This is a genomic window from Massilia sp. HP4 (genome assembly GCF_005222695.1).
Lineage (GTDB): Bacteria > Pseudomonadota > Gammaproteobacteria > Burkholderiales > Burkholderiaceae_D > Telluria.
Window position 1 is genome coordinate 153,332 of the sequence record NZ_STGG01000047.1, and the last position, 19,219, is coordinate 172,550.

20 protein-coding genes are annotated in these 19,219 nt (G+C 63.9%); 14 read left to right on the top strand and 6 right to left on the bottom strand.

The genetic code is table 11. The annotated features are described in order from the left end of the window. Positions 1 to 167: 167 nt before the first annotated feature. The gene (locus tag E8M83_RS17660; protein WP_137174658.1) at positions 168 to 1,133 is read left to right on the top strand and encodes a MerR family transcriptional regulator; all 966 of its coding nucleotides are present in this window, start codon (positions 168 to 170) and stop codon (positions 1,131 to 1,133) included. Here the strand turns inward: E8M83_RS17660 and E8M83_RS17665 are convergent. Together E8M83_RS17665 and E8M83_RS17670 are read right to left on the bottom strand one after the other, a co-directional pair. Then, positions 1,130 to 1,843, bottom strand: coding sequence for a flagellar brake protein (locus E8M83_RS17665; protein ID WP_137174659.1), 714 nt, complete (start codon positions 1,841 to 1,843; stop codon positions 1,130 to 1,132). The two genes, E8M83_RS17660 and E8M83_RS17665, sit on opposite strands and share 4 nt — an antisense overlap. 153 nt (positions 1,844 to 1,996) lie before the next feature. Next, positions 1,997 to 2,332 carry a hypothetical protein gene (locus E8M83_RS17670; protein ID WP_137174660.1) on the bottom strand — a complete coding sequence of 112 codons (336 nt, stop codon included), beginning with the start codon at positions 2,330 to 2,332 and terminating at the stop codon, positions 1,997 to 1,999. 643 nt (positions 2,333 to 2,975) lie between these two features. On the opposite strand from E8M83_RS17670, the gene E8M83_RS17675 reads away from it, so the two are divergent. Beyond that, entirely contained in the window at positions 2,976 to 3,581 is a 606-nt protein-coding gene (locus E8M83_RS17675) for a PEP-CTERM sorting domain-containing protein (RefSeq protein ID WP_137174661.1), read from the top strand. A 132-nt stretch (positions 3,582 to 3,713) separates the two neighbouring features. On the opposite strand, the gene moaC is transcribed toward E8M83_RS17675, so the two are convergent. Then, a complete protein-coding gene (gene moaC / locus E8M83_RS17680; protein ID WP_137174662.1) occupies positions 3,714 to 4,220 on the bottom strand; it encodes a cyclic pyranopterin monophosphate synthase MoaC in 507 nt (168 codons plus the stop codon). A 101-nt stretch (positions 4,221 to 4,321) separates the two neighbouring features. On the opposite strand from moaC, the gene E8M83_RS17685 reads away from it, so the two are divergent. Beyond that, positions 4,322 to 5,893: a M48 family metalloprotease gene (locus tag E8M83_RS17685; RefSeq protein ID WP_137174684.1), complete on the top strand. Its 1,572-nt coding sequence runs from the start codon at positions 4,322 to 4,324 to the stop codon at positions 5,891 to 5,893. Here the strand turns inward: E8M83_RS17685 and E8M83_RS17690 are convergent, their stop codons facing one another. Genes E8M83_RS17690 through E8M83_RS17700 form a run of 3 tightly spaced genes read right to left on the bottom strand, consistent with a single transcriptional unit; the run spans position 5,894 to position 7,693 of the window. After that, the gene (locus E8M83_RS17690; RefSeq protein ID WP_137174685.1) at positions 5,894 to 6,481 is read right to left on the bottom strand and encodes a DUF2946 family protein; all 588 of its coding nucleotides are present in this window, start codon (positions 6,479 to 6,481) and stop codon (positions 5,894 to 5,896) included. Positions 6,482 to 6,485: 4 nt separating this feature from the next. After that, entirely contained in the window at positions 6,486 to 7,469 is a 984-nt protein-coding gene (locus tag E8M83_RS17695; RefSeq protein ID WP_137174663.1) for a YheT family hydrolase, read from the bottom strand. Between the two features lie 29 nt (positions 7,470 to 7,498). Continuing rightward, positions 7,499 to 7,693, bottom strand: a complete 195-nt coding sequence (locus tag E8M83_RS17700) for a zinc-finger domain-containing protein (protein WP_109346137.1) — start codon at positions 7,691 to 7,693, stop codon at positions 7,499 to 7,501. 258 nt (positions 7,694 to 7,951) lie between these two features. Between E8M83_RS17700 and E8M83_RS17705 the strand changes: the two genes are divergently transcribed. The 11 genes from E8M83_RS17705 to E8M83_RS17755 all read left to right on the top strand — a co-directional run bounded on the left by E8M83_RS17705 (position 7,952) and on the right by E8M83_RS17755 (position 19,085). After that, complete coding sequence (locus E8M83_RS17705) at positions 7,952 to 8,704, top strand: AzlC family ABC transporter permease (RefSeq protein ID WP_137174664.1); 753 nt, start codon at positions 7,952 to 7,954, stop codon at positions 8,702 to 8,704. Then, entirely contained in the window at positions 8,697 to 9,041 is a 345-nt protein-coding gene (locus E8M83_RS17710) for an AzlD domain-containing protein (RefSeq protein ID WP_137174665.1), read from the top strand. Before E8M83_RS17705 ends, E8M83_RS17710 begins: the two co-directional genes overlap by 8 nt. A gap of 39 nt (positions 9,042 to 9,080) precedes the next feature. Further along, positions 9,081 to 10,283: a phosphoglycerate kinase gene (locus E8M83_RS17715; RefSeq protein WP_137174666.1), complete on the top strand. Its 1,203-nt coding sequence runs from the start codon at positions 9,081 to 9,083 to the stop codon at positions 10,281 to 10,283. Positions 10,284 to 10,343: 60 nt separating this feature from the next. Next, positions 10,344 to 11,804, top strand: a complete 1,461-nt coding sequence (pyk, locus tag E8M83_RS17720; protein WP_137174667.1) for a pyruvate kinase — start codon at positions 10,344 to 10,346, stop codon at positions 11,802 to 11,804. Positions 11,805 to 11,928: 124 nt separating this feature from the next. Beyond that, entirely contained in the window at positions 11,929 to 12,993 is a 1,065-nt protein-coding gene (gene fba, locus E8M83_RS17725) for a class II fructose-bisphosphate aldolase (protein ID WP_137174668.1), read from the top strand. 112 nt (positions 12,994 to 13,105) lie between these two features. After that, positions 13,106 to 14,002: a phosphoribosylaminoimidazolesuccinocarboxamide synthase gene (locus E8M83_RS17730; protein ID WP_137174669.1), complete on the top strand. Its 897-nt coding sequence runs from the start codon at positions 13,106 to 13,108 to the stop codon at positions 14,000 to 14,002. Between the two features lie 4 nt (positions 14,003 to 14,006). After that, on the top strand, positions 14,007 to 14,504 hold the full coding sequence (gene purE, locus E8M83_RS17735; protein WP_137174670.1) for a 5-(carboxyamino)imidazole ribonucleotide mutase: 498 nt from the start codon (positions 14,007 to 14,009) through the stop codon (positions 14,502 to 14,504). A 4-nt stretch (positions 14,505 to 14,508) separates the two neighbouring features. Beyond that, positions 14,509 to 15,693, top strand: coding sequence for a 5-(carboxyamino)imidazole ribonucleotide synthase (locus E8M83_RS17740; RefSeq protein WP_137174671.1), 1,185 nt, complete (start codon positions 14,509 to 14,511; stop codon positions 15,691 to 15,693). A gap of 1 nt (position 15,694) precedes the next feature. Then, positions 15,695 to 16,720: an L-threonylcarbamoyladenylate synthase gene (locus tag E8M83_RS17745; RefSeq protein WP_137174672.1), complete on the top strand. Its 1,026-nt coding sequence runs from the start codon at positions 15,695 to 15,697 to the stop codon at positions 16,718 to 16,720. A 259-nt stretch (positions 16,721 to 16,979) separates the two neighbouring features. Then, positions 16,980 to 18,341 (top strand): SGNH/GDSL hydrolase family protein, encoded by a 1,362-nt coding sequence (locus tag E8M83_RS17750; RefSeq protein WP_137174673.1) that lies wholly within the window; start codon positions 16,980 to 16,982, stop codon positions 18,339 to 18,341. A gap of 60 nt (positions 18,342 to 18,401) precedes the next feature. Further along, positions 18,402 to 19,085 (top strand): OmpW family protein, encoded by a 684-nt coding sequence (locus tag E8M83_RS17755; protein WP_137174674.1) that lies wholly within the window; start codon positions 18,402 to 18,404, stop codon positions 19,083 to 19,085. The last annotated feature ends 134 nt before the right edge of the window (positions 19,086 to 19,219 follow it).

Below are 19,219 nucleotides of genomic sequence, written 5' to 3' on the forward strand. Positions count from 1 at the left end.
AAAATAGGTTCAATTATGGTTCGTTCTACGATTTGGCTGTGAAAAGGCAAATCGTGCGGCTGAACCTGGCGCACGATTTGCGCACTGTTGAGCATCGCAGTACGATACTCTTGAGGTTGTGACATCATTTATTTTCAAAATCAATTGGCTTAATGGCGGGATGTTCGATGACGGATTCATTCAAGACGGGACAAGAGCGGATCATGTACCGCACGGGCGCCGCCGCACGGCTTGCGGGGCTGCCAGTTGAAACGCTGCGCGTATGGGAGCGCCGCTACAGCTTGTCGGACGCCCAGCGCTCCGAGCGCGGCCAGCGCCTGTATTCGGCCGAGCAGGTCGCGCGCCTTGGCTTGCTCAAGCAACTGGTCGACCAGGGACACTCGATCGGCGTGCTCGCTGGCCTCTCCCGCGACCAGCTGCAATCGATGCTAGGCCTGGATGGCCAGGCCCGCGCCGTCCAGTCCGCGCCGGTGCGCGTGCTGCTGGTCGGCGCCATGCTGGCGCGCCGCGTGGCCGCGATGGGGCAGAATTCCCTTGGCCTGGACATGCGCGGCCACAGCGCGGGTCTTGCAATGGCCGAAGAATTGCCGCGAGATTCCGGCGCTGACGTGCTGGTCATCGAACAATCCGAGCTCGACGAGCGGGTGATGCCCGCGATCGCCACCGCACGCGAAGCGACTGGCGTCGCCGCGGTTGTCGTGCTGTACCGGTTCTGTTCCAGTGCGACGATCCGCGCCTTGCGGGCACAAGGCTGCCTGGTGGCGCGGATTCCCGCTGACCTGAACGAGCTGGCCCTGCTGTGCCAGTCGGCCCTGATCGGCCATCGCCCGCCGCCGCAAGAGGCTCCTGCCACCGCCCTGGCGCCGCCGCGCTTCGCCGACGAAGATCTGGCCAATATTTCGGCGGCCGGAAACCGTCTGACCTGCGAATGCCCACGCCACCTGTCCGAACTGCTGTTGATGGTGGGAAGCTTCGAGCGCTACAGCCAGCATTGCGCCTCGCGCAACCCGGAAGACGCCGCGCTGCACGCCGAACTGGCGCTGGCCTCGGGCCGTGCGCGGGTGGTGCTGGAAGCGGCAATGGAGCGGCTGGCGATCGAAGAGGGATTGCCCCTGCCGAAAGGCTGGGCCTAGACGATCTTGCCGCGATCGGCCAGCAGCGCTTCGTAGGTCATGTTCTGCAGCAGCGTGTAGTGGACCGGATCGAGGTCGAGAAATTGCACGCCATAGCTGTACATCTCGGCCCGGCCATCGGCGGGCTTGCCGACCGCCAGGTTCTTGATATTGGCCCGGGTGCGCACCTGCGTTTCCTTGTTGTCGGGCGCGACCACCAGCGCGAACTGCAGGTCGACGATGTCTTCTTCGGGCGGCAAGGGCTGCGAAGAATCGATGCGCGCGCCGGTCACCGACACATTCGCCAGCAGGCAATCCATCGGCGCCATGCCGTGCCTGGCGCCCGTCACCCGCACCGGCAAATCGGCGCGTACCCGCATCGCGCCGCGCAGGCTGGTGCCCTGGATCGAGGTGGGAAAGGACAGGTGGACGTAGTTCAGCGGACGGCCAAAGACGCGCTCGACCGAACAGGCGAACGAACACACATTCACGCCCGAGAACACGCGGATGGTCACCCGCTCGCCTTCGGTCAGCCCGATCGGCACGCCATCCTCGAGGGGGATCCTGACGATCAGGTATTCGTCCCTGACGTAGCCGATGAGGCTGGAAAAATGCGGCACTGGCTTGACCCGCCGGTGAGTAATCAACTGCAGGCGGACGCCGACCTGCATATTGAGCGTCTCGAATTCGAATTCCTGGGGCTTCAGCTCATGGGCTTGGGCACTGTTCATATCGGTAAGACAAGCAAGTGGACGTTGCCGAAGAGAAAAGCTTGCATGATAGCAGCAGGCTCATGCCTTCAATGTATCGGAATGTCACTGCCTGCAACCGATAGGTGGTAGCAAGAAGTTAATGCAGCGCGTGCTTAGGAGAGGTTAAGTTGCTCAGCGCGGGGGTTTCCAGCCGGCCGACAGCGCCTCGGCGAAGCTCTGGCCCATGATCTCGACCGCCTTCTGGTTGGCGCCGATGAGCCGGCCGAACGACTGCTGCTGGACCGAAACGGCGTTTTTCGTCAGCGCTTGGGCGCACGACTGCGATGCCGCGATGAAGGCCTTCATCGTCTCTTCCATGACGATCTTGGACGAGCTGATCCACAGCTGCTCGATGCTGGTGCGGGTCGAATCCGCGTACACATTGGCGATTTTCAGGAACGTGACTTGATAGGGCAGGGCGTTCAATTGGACAGTCGCTGCGGTGAACTGCGGGGTTGCGTTCGTCATGACACATCCTCTTGGGCAGAAGCAGGTTGAATTAGGAAACGCGGTCAGTGCGTTGCCCATCAGTATAGGCCGAGTAGTGACGATGTATATAGCGTTGCGCAGCTTACCGGATCGTCTGGTGTCAATATCGGTCCTTCAGTTTCCACACCTACCTCCGCCTCTCGAACCCCCGTATGCCGGAACGAACTCCACGCGCTTCTCGTGCGAAGCGCACACAAGGGAGGCGCCTGGATTCTTGCCGGCTGCGATCCAGAAAAACCATCCGAGAAATGCTTCCACTCGACAAGATTAGTGCAAAGCTTGTATCTATTTCGCTATAGCGTAAATATTCTTGCAACTGCTCTAAATTTCAGTGCTAAATTATCTCGATAGCATAAATCTAGATCAATTTCCAAATGGAAAATCGGGTCTGGGCATTGAGTAAATCCCGAGAATAGCTAATGGATCCGGGCGAATCGCTGCCATCCTTTACTTGCAGAAAAGAAAATCTCAACTTGATTAATCGCACAGTAAAGGAGGTCCGAGGCACAGCTGACATCATGGCCAATAATTATATTTTGAAACTCGGCAGCTCGCGTTGCTAGATGCGCCGGTCGAGCTGCCTGGCTCATTCACATATTGAAGTCGATTCTAGGGGAATACTGTGAACCGAAAAACTCGCCTATTAGCGATGGCGTCTGTAATTTTGCTCGGGAGCATTTCTTCCGCGCATGCAGGATTCATCGGACGTCAACTTAGTGTGGACTATTTCTATCCAAACCCATCTACACCCTATGGTCAATCCGTGGAGACACCGCCGGTATTTATCGTCGGCGACGGGATCGAAACCGTGGTCAATGTTGAAAACGTCACTTCCATCACCGTTGATGTCACCGATACGTCCATGCAGTTCGATTTTTCCACCAGCCATCCCGGGCCAACCTGGCTTTCAAACACATTCAACGGCCTGATATTTAACTTGATCAGCGGAAATTCTTTTGATTTCTCCACTGCGAGTATCGATTCCAGTTCCACATTCGCGGGCTTCGATATATCCAGGGTTGATTTTAATGATTCTCGGGTTGCAATCAATTGGCAAGGGTTGTCGTATAACTCCGATACGATACTACGCATTAATTTTGAGCCAAATGCCACCGAAGTGCCGGAGCCAGCAACGCTGTCGCTGCTTGGCCTGGGATTCATGAGTGCCGTAGCCGTGCGTCGCCGCCGCGGTCCTGGTGAATTTCCCGCGCAGCACCGGCAGCAATAAATTTGGTCGACCTCGAGCGCAATACCACGCACTTGGCCAGCCCGCTATGCAGGCCTGACGAATGTGCGTGAATAAAGCGCCCTGATTGAGATGATGCCGCCCAGCTGACACTGAGCGGCATTGTCGATGCTGTTACTGATCTACTTCAGCCATCCAGTCGCCACTCTTGCCGCCGTGCTTCTCCAGCACCCGCACATTGGTCATCACCATCCCGCGATCGACCGCCTTGCACATATCGTACACAGTCAACAGGCCAACCTGCACGCTCGTCAACGCTTCCATCTCGACCCCGGTCTTGCCGATGGTTTCCACCTGCGCCCGGCAGTGCACGCTATTGGCCGCCTCGTCGATCTCGAAATCCACCGCCACCCGGGTGATCGGCAGTGGATGGCATAGCGGCACCAGGTCGCTCGTGCGCTTGGATGCCATGATTGCCGCAATCCGCGCAATCCCGATCACATCCCCCTTCTTCGCATTCCCTGAGGTAATCAGGGCCAGCGTCTCGGGTTTCATGCGGATGGTCCCGGCCGCGACCGCAATGCGATGCGTGTCCTGTTTCGCGCCGACGTCGACCATATGGGCCTGGCCGGTGGCGTCGAAGTGGGTCAAATGGTCTGCGGTCGGGGTAGGATTCGTCATGACTCGGTGAATACGTTCAGGTTACAAAATGGTTCGCAGGGCAGCAACTCATGCCCGGATGCAGGTATGATAGCACCGTGAAATCCGTCGTCCGTCCAGCAATGACGCGCCGCTGGCGCTCTTCCCTGTCCGTCATGGCCTTGTGCCTGGTGACCGCATTCCCTGTTGCCGGGCAATCCGACGTGCTCCGGCGGCCCGATTCGACCCGCCTGCCCACGCTCGGCGATACCGCGCGCGGCGACCTGTCGCCCATCGTCGAGCGCAGGGTGGGCGAGGAGTTCATGCGCGACATCCGGCGCGACCGCGATTACCTCGACGATGAACCGATCTCCGAATACCTGAACAATTTTGGCAGCGGCCTGGTCGCCGCCGTGCCCGGCGCGCGCGGCGAGACCAATTCGGACTTTCACTTCTTCACCGTGCGCGATCCGGCCCTGAACGCGTTCGCGATGCCGGGCGGCTTCATCGGCGCCCACTCGGGCCTGATCATCGCGGCCCAGACCGAGTCGGAGCTGGCCGGCGTCATGGCGCACGAGATCGGCCACGTCACCCAGCGCCATATCGCCCGTAGGCTGGGTCAGCAAAAGCAGGATGTGCTGCTGCCGCTGGCCTCGATGCTCCTGGCGGCGCTGGCGGCCCGGGCCAGCTCGGATGCAGCCATGGGCGTGCTGATGGGCGGCCAGGGCCTGGCTGTCCAGCGCCAGCTGAACTTCAGCCGCGACGCCGAGCGCGAGGCCGACCGGGTCGGCTTCCAGATCATGGAGGCGGGCGGTTACGACACCACCGGCATCGTCGCCTTCTTCCGGCGCCTGCAAGCCGCCTCCAGGCTGTATGGCGACCTGCCCCCTGGCCTGGCCAGCCTGAGCAGCCACCCGCTGACCCAGGAGCGGATCACCGACATGCAGGCGCGCATTCGCGAGATTCCCAAGAAGCAGCGCGTCGACAGTCTCGACTTCCACCTGGTGCGCGCGCGCATCCGGGTGCTGCAGGACCCGAGCGAGCAGGGGCGGCGCGACACCCGCATCGCCTTCGAGAACCAGCTGAAGGAGCAGCCCCACCGCCAATGGCAGGTCGGCGCGCAGTATGGCCTGGCCTACCTGGCGCTCAAGCAGAACGACCTGGCCGGGGCGCAGCGCTGGCTCGACAAGGCGCGCGAGACGATAAAGCCGCGCGAAGGCGTGCTGTCGGTGGCCTCGACGAACGTGGGCGATGGCGCGACCATGTTCGCCGGGCTGTCGCTGGAGATCAAGATGGCGCCGGGCCAGCCGGCATCGGTCCTGGAAGAGGCGGTGAAAGAGGCCGATGCGGCGCGCCAGCGCTACCCGCTGTCGCGCGCGCTCGCGCACCAGTATGCGGAGGCCTTGATCGCGACCAGCCGCTTCGACGAGGCGGCGCGCTTCCTGCGCGACCAGACCCAGCAGTACCGCGAGGAACGCAAGCTGCACGACTTGCTGGCCAGGACTTATGCCAAGCAGGGCAAGATGGCGCTGCAGCATATGTCGCTGGCGGAGTCGTACGTGCTGGCCGGCGCCGTCCCGGCGGCGATGGCCCAGTTCGAACTGGCACGCAAGGCCAGCGATGTGTCGTTCTACGACCAGGCCGTGATCGATGCCCGCGTGCGCGAACTGGAGGAGCGCCAGAAGAAGGCGAAGGAAGAAGCCGAGGAGCGGTGATTACGACGCCGGCATCCGGTTGAATCCGAATGTCTCCTGAAGGTCGTCGCCGTCGATCTGTTCGACGGCAAGCCGCTTGCCATTCCATGGCAGCAACAGCGTGCCTGCGCCATGCTCCAGCCAGCCCATCACCGCCTCGTCGGACGCCGCCGCGCCATCGAGTTCGAGCAGGCCCAGCACCTGGGCCACGTCGCGGTCGTCCAGCTGCGCCACCACCTCGCCGGCCACGAACACCAGCGCGCCGGCATCGCTCAACAGCACCCGTTCGATGTCCGCCAGCGCCTGCCCGGTCTGCAGCACCAGTCCCTGCTGCGGATCGGTGCGCGCGATGAAGGGCGTCGCCTCGAGGTTCACGTACACCCGCTGCGGCCCGTTCTGGAAATACCAGTTGCCGCGCTCGTCGTGCAGGTAGTTACGGTTGATGAAACCCACCAGTTTTTCATTGTTCAGCCGGTCGCCTGCCGCATCGGCACGCTGGGCCGCTTCGTCGCGCATGCGCCAGCCGCCGCGGGCGTCCAGCGCAAGCCAGCCGTAGCAGTGGGGTACGTTCGGCCACTTGGCCATTGCCTGTTTTACGATATCGTCCATAGTGTCAGGCAGCATCGCATGATTCGGGCCGTTCCAGCGCGCGCGTGCCGGCGTGCCGGTCGAAATGGTGCAGCATCCGCTGCGGCAGCCAGGCTATCCGTCCCGGGAACGGGCCGGTGCTGAAACCGACATGCCCGCCCTGCGCCGGATACTCGAGCGTCACCGCGCTTGACGCGGATGTGGGCAGGTGGACGCCCGGCAGGAATGGATCGTTGCGGGCATTGAGCACCAGCGTCGACACCGTGATGGCGTGCAGCACGTGGCGGGCGCTGGCGCGGTGCCAGTAGTCGTCGGTGTCGCGGTAGCCGTGCAGCGGCGCGGTGACGACATTGTCGAAGGCGTACAGGTCGCGCGCGGCCAGCAGGGCGGCGCGGTCGAACAGGCCGGGAAACTGCTCCAGCTTGGCCAGGCACTTGGGCTTGAGCGTCTGCAGGAACATCCGGGTGTACAGCAGATTGAAGCCGGACGACAGCGCTTCGCCGCCGCGCGCCAGGTCGAGTGGGGCCGACACGGCGCAGGCCGCATCGACGATCTCCGCGCCGTGGCCCGACTCGCCCAGCCAGCGCAGCAGCGCATTGCCGCCCAGCGAGACGCCGGCCGCATACAGCACGCCTTCGTGCCGGGCGCGCAATGTGCGGACGATCCAGTCGATCTCGCCGGCGTCGCCCGAGTGATAGAAGCGCGGCGCCAGGTTGGCTTCGCCCGAGCAGCCGCGAAAATGCGGCACCACGCCCGACCAGCCGCGCGCTGCCAGCGCCGCCATCAGGCCGCGCGCGTAATGGCTGTTCGAACTGCCTTCCAGGCCGTGGAACAGCACCACCAGCGGCTGGCCGGGCTGGCCATCCACGAAATCCAGGTCGACGAAGTCGCCATCCGCGCTATGCCAGCGCTCGCGCCGGTAGGCGACCGGCGGCTTGGCGACGCAGGTCGCCGGATAGATGGTCTGCAGGTGGCCGCCGGGCAGCCACGAGGGGGCGGGATAGTGCATCGAAAAGAGGCACTGCGTGCCTCCGGAGATCAGTGGTGCTTGAGCACGGTGCCCGGCGCCAGGCGGTAGCCGGTGCCGCAGTACGGGCACTTGGCCTCGCCGTGGTGGTCGAAGTCGAGGAAGACGCGCGGGTGCGAGGACCACAGCGGCATTGCCGGGTTGGGGCAATAGGCCGGCAGGTCCTTGGCCGTGAGCTCCACCACTGGCATCGTCTTTTGGTTCATCTGTTTCTCTCCGTCAGGCAAGTTGGGCAAAGACTGGATTTTAACGGATTCGCTCTATTGTCGAAATGACCGTAAAATAATGCACCCAACATAAAGAGCAAGAACGCCGCCTGTTATATTGGGCGTCCAACTGGTGCCACATCCTTACATGCGCTTCATGCCCGACCGTTTCACGCCCGCCGTCATCGCCGTCATCCCCGGTTGCCGTTGCAAGAATGCCACAACTCATATCGTGATGTGCGCGCTGCGGCCTGCAATATGAGCGCGGTCGACGGACAGGGATCGCATCCCGCCGCCATCGGCGACGCGCCCGACCGCGATGCCTGGAACGAAGGCTTCAAGACCGGCTTGCCGACCCTGTTCGGCATCGCCGCCTGGGGCCTGGTGGTCGGCATCGCCATGGTCAAGAGCGGCCTGTCGGTGCCGCAGGCGCTGGGCATGACCCTGCTGGTGTTTGCGGGCTCGGCCCAGCTGGCCTCGCTGCCCTTGATCGCCGCCCAGGCGCCGATCTGGGTCATCTTCGCCACCGCGCTGGTGGTCAACCTGCGTTTCGTGATCTTTTCCGCGCTGCTGGGGCCGCATTTCGCCCACCTGCCATGGAAGCAGCGCTTTTATCTCGGCTATATCTCGGGCGACCTCACTGTCGCGCTTTTCCTGCAGCGCTATCCTACCTTGGAACCTGCAATTGGGAAATTATCCTATTTGAAGGGGTTGATGTTCCCGAACTGGATCGCGTGGCAGGTCGGTTCGTTCATCGGCATCTTCCTCGGCAGTGCGGTGCCGGCCGAATGGGGGCTGGGTTTTGCCGGCACCCTGGCCATCCTGTGCATCATGGTGCCGCTGATGATCAATAACGCGGCGCTGTGCGGCGTGCTGGTGGCGGGCGCTGTCTCGGTGATCGCCTACGATCTGCCATACAAGCTGGGGCTGCTGCTGGCGGTGCTGGTGGGGATGGTTACCGCGATGGTGATCGAAGAGACGTTGGCGAAAGCGAAGGTGCGCCGTGGCTGATTGGGAAATCTGGGTCGTCATCGGCGTGCTGTGCGTGGCCACGGCCGCCACCCGCAGCTCGTTCTGGATGATCGGCCACCGCGTGACGATTCCGCCGCGGGTGCAGGAAATGCTGCGCTATGCCCCGGCTTGCGCGCTGGCGGCCATCATCGGTCCCGATTTTCTGATCGATACACAGGGCGACATCCAGCTGACGCTGGCCAATCCGAAACTGCTGGCGGGCGTCGCCGCCTTCCTGTTCTACCTGTGGCGCCGGAATATGCTGCTGACGATTTTATTCGGCATGCTTGTATTTACGTTGCTGCGCGTACTCCACGTTTTCGGCGCCGCAGCCTAATGTACAATGACGTTTTTTCACTATTGCCACGCTGACCAAATGGACGCTCTCCGTTTCACCCGCCTGCAAGACCTGATCGACCGACAAGCGCTGCAGGGCAAGCGCGTCTTTATCCGCGCTGACCTGAACGTTCCACAAGATGATGCTGGCAATATTACCGAAGACACGCGCATCCGCGCCTCGGTGCCGGCGATCCAGGCCGCGGTCAAGGCTGGTGCGGCGGTGATGGTGACGTCCCACCTCGGTCGTCCGACCGAAGGCGAATTCAAGCCCGAAGACAGCCTGGCGCCGGTCGCCAGGCGCCTGTCGGAGCTGCTGGGCCAGCCGGTCGAACTGAAACAGGATTGGGTGGACGGCGTCGACGTTGCCCCAGGCTCGGTCGTGCTGCTGGAGAACTGCCGCGTCAACAAAGGTGAAAAGAAAAACAACGACGAGCTGGCGCAGAAGATGGCCAAGCTGTGCGATGTGTATGTGAACGATGCCTTCGGCACCGCCCACCGCGCCGAAGCGACCACCCATGGCATCGCCAAGTTCGCCCCGGTCGTGGCTGCCGGCCCGCTGCTGGCCGCTGAACTCGACGCCCTGGGCAAGGCCCTGGGCCAGCCGCAGCGTCCGCTGCTGGCCATCGTCGCCGGCTCGAAGGTATCAAGCAAGCTGACCATCCTGCAAAGCCTGGCCGACAAGGTCGATAACCTGATCGTCGGCGGCGGCATCGCCAATACCTTCATGAAGGCCGTGGGCCTGAACATCGGCAAGTCGCTGGTCGAGAACGACCTGGTCGACGAAGCCCGCGCCATCATCGAGAAAATGGCGCAGCGCGGCGCGCAGGTGCCGATTCCCGTGGACGTCGTGTGCGCGAAAGAATTCGCCCCGACCGCGGCCGCAACGGTAAAAGACGTGGCCGATGTGCTCGATGACGACATGATCCTCGACATCGGCCCCAAGACCGCCGCCATGCTGGCCGAGCAGGTCGCCAAGGCCGGCACCATCGTCTGGAACGGTCCGGTCGGTGTCTTCGAATTCGACCAGTTCGCACAGGGCACGGAGACCCTGGCGCTGGCCATCGCCAATTCCCAGGGCTTTTCGATCGCCGGCGGCGGCGACACCCTGGCCGCGATCGCAAAATATAAAATTGCCGACCAGGTCGGCTACATTTCGACCGGCGGCGGCGCCTTCCTGGAATTCCTGGAAGGCAAAACGTTGCCTGCTGTCGACATCCTGCTGCAACGCAGCGCCTCATAAGAAACTGCTTGAGACCCTAGCGCAGCCAGTCTGCGCTTTGTTTTTATACAAGGACAATCCATGTACCGTGGCACCAAGATCGTCGCAACCATCGGCCCTGCTTCGACCGACTTCGATATTCTCGTCAAAATGATCCGCGCCGGCGTCGACGTCGTGCGCCTGAACTTCTCGCACGGGAAGGCGCAGGACCATATCGATCGCGCGACCTTGGTACGGCGCGCTGCCGCGGAGTGCGGCCGTGAAGTGGCCATCATGGCCGATATGCAGGGTCCCAAGATCCGTGTCGGCAAGTTTGAAGAAGGCAAGATTGTCCTGGCCAATGGCGACCGCTTCATCCTGGACGCCAAGTGGGGCGATAACGGCGAGCTGGGCAACCAGGAGCGCGTCGGCCTCGACTACAAGGCGCTGCCGCGCGACGTCAAGCCGGGCGACAAGCTGCTGCTCAACGATGGCTTGATCGTGCTGATCGTCGACCGCGTCGTCGGTCACGAGATCTTTACGACGGTGAAGGTTGGCGGCGACCTGTCCAACAACAAGGGCATCAACCGCCAGGGCGGCGGCCTGACCGCGCCGGCGCTGACCTCGAAGGACATGGAAGACATCAAGACCGCGATGAGCTTCCAGGCCGACTACCTGGCCATCTCGTTCCCGAAAAGCGCGACCGATATGGAAATGGCGCGCCAGCTGGCCAATATCGCCGGCGAGCCCTATGGCCACAAGCCGATGATGATCGCCAAGATCGAGCGCGCCGAAGCGATCCCACTGCTGCAAGAGATCCTGGACGCATCGGACGGCATCATGGTCGCCCGCGGCGACCTGGCGGTCGAAGTCGGCAACGCCGCCGTGCCGGCGCTGCAAAAGCGCATGATCAGCATGGCGCGCGCATCGAACAAGCTGGCCATTACCGCGACCCAGATGATGGAGTCGATGATCGTCAACGCGGTGCCGACCCGCGCCGAAGTGTCGGACGTCGCCAACGCCGTGCTGGACGGCACCGACGCCGTCATGACCTCGGCCGAGACCGCATCGGGCAAGTACCCGATCGAGACGGTCGAGATGATGGCCGCGATCTGCGTCGAAGCGGAACAATCCGAGTACAACAAGACCGACGTCGATTTCCTGAACCAGCAGTTCACCCGCATCGACCAGACCATTGCCTACGGCACCTTGTTCACCGCCCACCACCTGAGCGTGAAGGCGATCGTGGCGCTGACCGAGTCGGGTTCGACCGCCCTGTGGATGAGCCGTCACAGCATCGAGACGCCGATCTTCGCCCTGACCCCGTTGCAGGCGACGCAGCGCAAGGCGTCGCTGTACCGGAACGTGCGAGCATTCAACCTGCCGCAGGGCGGCGGCAGCAATGCCGTGCTGCGCAAGGCAGAAGAGTTGCTGATCAGCGAAGGTTTCATCCGCAAGGGCGACCTGATCATCGTCACCTGGGGTTCGCCAATGGGCGAGGCCGGCGGTACCAATGCACTCAAGATCGTGCGCGCCGGCGACCGCGCGCCCGAATTCGATTAAAGGGAACCCACGAGTGGCCTGAGACGCAATAGCGGCATTTGCCCGGCGCTATCCAGGACGGATGGCGCCGCGCTCGGCATTCGGGATTCCCGAACAAGTTTCTTTATTGTTTTGGAGTACAACCATGGCACTCGTATCACTGCGTCAATTGCTGGACCACGCCGCCGAAAACGGCTACGGCTTGCCCGCATTTAACGTCAACAACCTGGAGCAGGTGCAGGCCATCATGGCCGCCGCCGACGCTGCCAACAGCCCGGTCATCATGCAGGCCTCGGCCGGCGCGCGCAAATACGCGGGCGAAGCCTTCCTGCGTCACCTGATCGACGCCGCCGTCGAAGCCTATCCGCACATCCCGGTCGTCATGCACCAGGACCACGGGCAATCTCCGGCCGTCTGCATGGCCGCGATCCGTTCGGGCTTTTCTTCGGTGATGATGGACGGTTCGCTCGAGGCCGACGGCAAGAGCGTCGCCAGCTATGAATACAACGTCGAAGTATCGAAAGAAGTCGTCAAGTTCGCGCACTCGATCGGCGTGACCGTCGAAGCCGAACTCGGCGTGCTGGGCTCGCTCGAGACGATGAAGGGCGACAAGGAAGACGGCCACGGCGCGGACGGCACCATGACCCGCGAACAGCTGCTGACCGACGTCGACCAGGCGGCCGACTTCGTCAAGCGCACCCAGTGCGACGCACTGGCGATCGCCATCGGCACCTCGCACGGCGCCTATAAATTCACGCGCAAGCCGACCGGCGACATCCTGGCGATCGACCGCATCAAGGAAATCCACGCCCGCATCCCCAACACCCACCTGGTGATGCACGGCTCGTCGTCGGTGCCGCAAGAGCTGCTGGCCATCATCCGCGAATTCGGCGGCGACATGAAGGAAACCTATGGCGTGCCGGTCGAAGAGATCCAGGAGGGCATCAAGCACGGCGTCCGCAAGATCAATATTGACACCGACATCCGCCTGGCGATGACGGCCGCGATCCGCAAATACATGTTCCAGAACCCGTCGAAGTTCGACCCGCGCGACTACCTGAAACCGGCGCGCGAAGCGGCGATGGAAGTGTGCAAGGCGCGCTTTTTGTCCTTCGGCTGCGAAGGCCAGGCCAGCAAGATCAAGCCGATTCCGCTGGACAAGATGGCCGAGCGCTACAAGGCCGGCGAACTGGCCCAGATCGTCCAATAAGTCGGATTGCCGGCCTTTTTGACGTAAAATATCGTATTGCACAGGCTTACACGGCCTGACTTTCTCAACCGGCGGCCTTTGTCGCCGGTTTCCGCTTTCCTGATAGCCATCTATGAACAGCCTCTACCAATCCTCCATCCAGTCCCTGCCACTGCTCGGTCACGGCAAGGTGCGCGATAACTATGCCGTCGGCGACGACAAGATCCTGATCGTCACCACCGACCGCCTGTCGGCCTTCGACGTGGTCATGAACGAGCCGATTCCGGGCAAGGGCATGGTATTGAACCAGATGAGCGATTTCTGGTTCGAGAAGCTCGGTCACATCGTGCCGAACCACCTGACCGGCGTGGCGCCGGAAAGCGTGGTCGCCGAGAACGAGGTGGAGCAGGTGCGCGGCCGCGCCGTCGTCGCCAAGCGCCTGAAGCCGATCATGGTCGAAGCCGTCGTGCGGGGTTACATCATCGGTTCGGGCTGGAAGGACTATCAGCAAAGTGGCGCGATCTGCGGTATCGAGCTGCCGGCCGGCCTGCGCCAGGCCGACAAGCTGCCCGAGCCGCTGTTTACCCCGGCCGCCAAGGCCGATATCGGCGAGCACGACGAAAACATCTCGTTCGCCCAGATGGAAGAAAAAATCGGCGCCGAACTGGCCGCGAAAATGCGCGATATCAGCATCAAGCTGTACACCGCCGCTGCCGAATACGCCGCGACGAAAGGCATCATCATCGCCGACACCAAGTTCGAATTCGGTCTCGACGACAACGGCGTGATGCACCTGATGGACGAAGTCCTGACTGCGGATTCCTCGCGCTTCTGGCCGGCCGACTCGTACGCGCCGGGCATGTCGCCGCCGTCGTTCGACAAGCAGTTCGTGCGCGACTACCTGGAAACCCTGACTGACTGGGGCAAGACCGCACCGGCCCCAAGCTTGCCGGCCGACGTCATCGAAAAAACCCAGGCCAAGTATTTCGAAGCCATCGAACGCCTGACCGGCGAAAAGCTGAAGGCGTAACGCGATGTCCGAACAAGCAAAACCGCTGGTCGGCGTGATCATGGGTTCCTCGTCCGACTGGGACGTGATGCAGAACGCGGTCGCCATCCTGAAGCAGTTTGGCGTCCCGTTCGAGGCGCAGGTGATCTCCGCCCACCGCATGCCGGACGAGATGTTCACCTATGCCGAACAGGCCCGTTCGCGCGGCCTGCGCGCCATCATCGCCGGCGCCGGCGGCGCGGCCCACCTGCCGGGCATGGTGGCCGCCAAGACCATCGTGCCGGTGCTGGGCGTGCCGGTGCCGTCGAAATACCTGCGTGGCGAGGACTCGCTGCTGTCGATCGTGCAGATGCCCAAAGGCGTGCCGGTGGCCACCTTCGCCATCGGTGAAGCCGGCGCCGCGAATGCGGCGCTGACCGCGGTGGCGATCATCGCCGCGGGCGACGAGGCGCTGGCCGACAAGCTGGAGCAGTTCCGCCGCGACCAGACCGCCGCCGCCCAGGCCATGACTCTTCCCGTATAAACCCATGAATCAACCGTTTCTTCCATCCGCCGATTCCTCGACCTGGCTCGGCGTGATGGGCGGCGGCCAGCTCGGCCGCATGTTCGCCCACGCCGCCCAGGCCATGGGCTACAAGGTCGCCGTGCTCGAGCCGAGCGCCGATTGCCCGGCCGGCCAGGTGGCCGACCGCACCATCGAAGGCGACTACGACAACGCCGCCGCGCTGGCCGAACTGGCGGCGCTGTGCGCGGCCGTCACCACCGAATTCGAGAACGTCCCTGCCGACAGCCTGGCGCGGCTGGCTGCCGACAGTTTTGTGGCGCCATCGAGCCTGTGCGTGCAGATCGCGCAAGACCGCATCCTCGAGAAGAAGTTCTTCGTCGACTGCGCGCCGACCTCGAAGGTGTTGCCGGCCCCGCACAAGACCATCGCCTCGCATGCCGACATCGACGCCATCGATGACAGCCTGCTGCCGGGCATCCTCAAGACCGTGCGCATGGGTTACGACGGCAAGGGCCAGGTGCGCGTGCGCTCGCGCGAGGACGTGCGCACGGCCTTCGACGCCATGGGTGGCGTGACCTGCCTGCTGGAGAAGATGCTGCCGCTGGCCTACGAGGTGTCGGTCCTGACCGCGCGCGGCCACGATGGCGAGTCTGTCGTGTATCCGATCGCCGAGAACGTGCACCGCGACGGCATCCTGTTCACCACCACCGTGCCGGGCCCGAACGTGTCCGAGGCTTGCGCCAGGCAGGCGCAGGATGCGGCGCGCGCGATCGTCGCCCAACTGGGTTATGTGGGCGTGCTGTGCATCGAGTTCTTCGTGCTCGAAGACGGCGCCCTGGTCGTCAACGAGATGGCGCCGCGCCCGCACAACAGCGGCCACTACACCATGGATGCCTGCATCACCAGCCAGTTCGCGCAGCAGGTGCGCGCAATGGCGCGCCTGCCGCTGGGCGATGTGCGCCAGCATTCGCCCGCCGTCATGCTCAACATCCTGGGCGATGTCTGGTTCGAGGGCGACAGCGAAGATGCACGCGAACCGGCCTGGGACAAGGTGTTGGCGCTGCCTGGTGCCAACCTGCACCTGTACGGCAAGAACGACCCGCGCCGCGGCCGCAAGATGGGCCACGTGACCTTTGTCGCGCCGACGCTGGCCGGGGCGCAGGACAGCCTGCGCGCCGCGTGCGCCATTTTGGGAATCGAGCCCTGAGATGGACACCCAGCAGTTCGACCCGGCGGCCATCGACGCCGCCGCCCGCGCGCTCGAAGCGGGCGCGCTGGTAGCCTTCCCGACCGAGACCGTGTATGGCCTGGGCGCCGACGCCGAAAACCCGGCGGCGGTGGCCGCCATCTACGCCGCCAAGGGCCGTCCGCAAGACCACCCGGTGATCGTGCACCTGGCGCCAGAAGCGCCGCTCGACTACTGGGCCTGCGGCATCCCGCCCGAGGCGCGGGCGCTGGCCGATGCCTTCTGGCCTGGCCCGCTGACCATGATCCTGAAACGCGCCCCGAATATCCCGGACGCCGTCAGCGGCGGCCAGGATACGGTCGGCCTGCGCTGCCCGTCACACCCGGTGGCGCTGGCGCTGCTGCGCGCCTTCAAGGGTGGCCGGGGCGGCGTCGCCGCGCCGTCGGCCAACAAGTTCGGCCATGTCAGCCCGACCCTGGCCCGGCACGTGCAGGATGAATTCGGCGCCGACGGCAGCGTGGCCATGGTGCTCGACGGCGGCGCCTCGCAGGTCGGCATCGAATCGACCATCGTCGACCTGTCGCGCCTGGATACGCACGGCCCGGTGCTGCTGCGGCCCGGCCATATCAGCGCGGAGGCGATCGCCGCCGTGATCGACCGCCTGCCGGGCGCGCCGGATGCCGCCGCCCCGCGCGCCTCGGGCACGCTCGAATCGCATTACGCGCCGCATACGCCGGTGGCGATGCAGGAGCGCGCGGCCCTGCTGGAGACGGTGGCCGCGCTGCATGGCGCCGGCCGCAAGGTGGCCCTGATCCACACCAGCGACATGCCGCTCACCCACGCCGCCTTGCGCCTGCCGGCGGCGCCCGATGGCTTTGCCCATGCGCTGTACGCGGCGCTGCGCGCGATGGACGGGCAGGGCGCCGACGTGATCCTGGTCGAAGCGCCGCCGCAGGATGGCGACTGGCTGGGCGTCAATGACCGCCTGCGCCGCGCTGCGCACGGCTCGACGGGCATTGTCCACGGTCTGCTCAATACAAAAGTTTAATTTATATCAATAATGCGGATGACGGGGCTCAAACGCCCTGCATTCTGTCCTTGCCCGTTACAAATTCGCCTCTTTCTGGGCGGAAAACGATGGTTATAATCCCTTCCCTCAGCCTCACCTGTCTCTTTTGATAGGTGTGGTAGCCAAATGCCTACGCGCAATGGAATTTGCTATACAAGCTGTTTGAACGCTGGCATAGTAAGCACGATGCGAATAGCACGGGCGTTCGTTTCACAATAATTTCTAATCAGGAGACACAATGCGTCATACCAAACTCGCGCTGGCCGTTCTGACGGCGGCGGTCCTGACCGCATGCGGCGGCGGCAGCAGCCCGGCCGGCGGCGACCAGACCACCAAGCTGACCTTCACCAATATGGTGTCGTTCGGCGACAGCCTGTCGGACGTCGGCACCTACCGCGTCGGCGCGGTCGCCGCTGCCGGCGGCGGCAAGTTCACCATCAATGGCGACAGCACCGCCAAGAATCCCGACCTGACCGGCAAGATCTGGCTCGACTTCATGGCCGCCCAGCTCAAGCTGCCGGCGCCGTGCGCCGCCCAGACCGGCCTGGTGGGCGACGCTTCGCTCGGCTTCAACGTGCCGATCGTGAACCACCCGAATTGCTTCAACTACGCGCAGGGCGGTTCGCGCGTGGTCAACCCGATCGGCCCGGGCAATGCCGCGACCGGCTCGCCGATCGGCGAAATGACCACCCCGATGGTCACCCAGATCGCCAATCACCTGACCAAGACCGGCAACAAGTTCACCGGCACCGAGCTGGTGACCGTGCTGTCGGGCGGCAATGACGTGCTGATGCAGCTGGCCGCCGTGACCAGCGCCGGCACCGCCGCCGGCGCGCAGGCCTTCGCCACCGCTCTGGCGACCCGCCTGGCGGCCGGCGCAACCAATCCGCAAGCCGCGGCCCAGGCCATCGGCGTGGCGATCGCTACCGAGAACGCACGTCCGGGCAAGACCGACCAGACCGTGGTGCAGGCTGCCGTGCGCGCCGCCGCGACCCAGCCTGGCAACCAGGCCGTGGCCCAGCCGGCCGTGTATGGCCCGATCGTGGCCGCCGCCCAGGCCGACGGCACCGCCGCCGGCAATACGGCAGCGGGCGCCTACGCCGCCGCCAATGCGACCGCCATGGTCACGGCCCTGGGCACCGCCGGCGCGCAGATGGCCGGCCTGGTCAAGAGCGAACTGCTGGCCAAGGGCGCCAAGTACGTCATCGTGGCCAACCTGCCGGACGTCGCCAGCACCCCGACCGCCAGGTCGCGTCCTGCCGCCATCCAGCAACTGGTCACCGCCATGGTCAACGCCTTCAACACCCAGCTGAAGGCCGGCCTGGGCGCCGACGATGCGCGCATCCTGTACACCGACCTGTACACCGTCAGCAACGACCAGGTGAAGAACCCCGGCCCATACGGCCTGACCAACACCAGCGCCCCGGCCTGCGCCGAAAATGCGCTGGGCACCACCTCGCTGATCTGCACCGCGAACAACACGGTTGCCGGTGATGTGAGCCGCTACATGTTCGCCGACGGGATCCACCCGACCCCGTTCGAGAACGACCTCATCGCCCGCTACGTCTTCAAGGACATGGCAATCAAGGGCTGGCTGTAAGAGCACGCAGCGGCGGGCCCGTCCTGGCGACGGGCCCTCACACACATATCAGGAGATAGCATGAAAGTTCGTTTCAACAGCATGATCAAGGTGCTGGGTGTGGCTGCCGGGCTGGCATTCGCGTCCGGCGCATATGCGCAATCGGCCGGCCAGATCACCGCCAAGGTCGGTTTCAACCGCCTGATGCCGAAGGTCGAGAGCGGCGACATCAGCGCGCCGGCACTGCCGGGCACCAAGGCCGACGTCGGCAACGACATGCAGCCGGTGCTGATCCTGTCGTACAGCCTGACCGACAATATCTCGGTCGAAGGCGCGCTCGGCACGCCGTACAAGCACAGCATCTATGGCGCCGGCGCGATCGACGGCACCGGCAAGCTGGGCGAGGTCGAGGCGCTGCCGCCGACCGCCTTCGTGCAATACCGCTTCGGTTCGCCGACATCGGCCTTCCGTCCCTTCGTGGGCATCGGTCCGACCTATGCCTATTTCATGAAGGAACGCGGTTCGGGCAAGATGACCGCGATCACCAACCCGGGCAGCGACGTGCCGACCACCTTCAAGATCGACAACAAGCTGACCTATAGCGCGCAAGTGGGCGTGGCGATGAACTTCGACGAGCGCTGGTTCGCCGACGCCACCGTCATCAAGACCCGCCTGCGCACCGACGTGCACTTCTCGACCGGCCAGACCCAGTTCATGAAACTGGATCCGGTGGCGATCGTGCTGGCGGTGGGCTACAAGTTCTGAACGCGGCGTTCGCCACGTGACCGAAGCCCGCCTCGCGCGGGCTTTTTGTAGGGTCGGCGGCTATGCCGCCGACGCGGTGATGGTTGGCAGCGAGATCATCCGGCGCGTCATCGGCACCGATGGTTGGCAGCGAG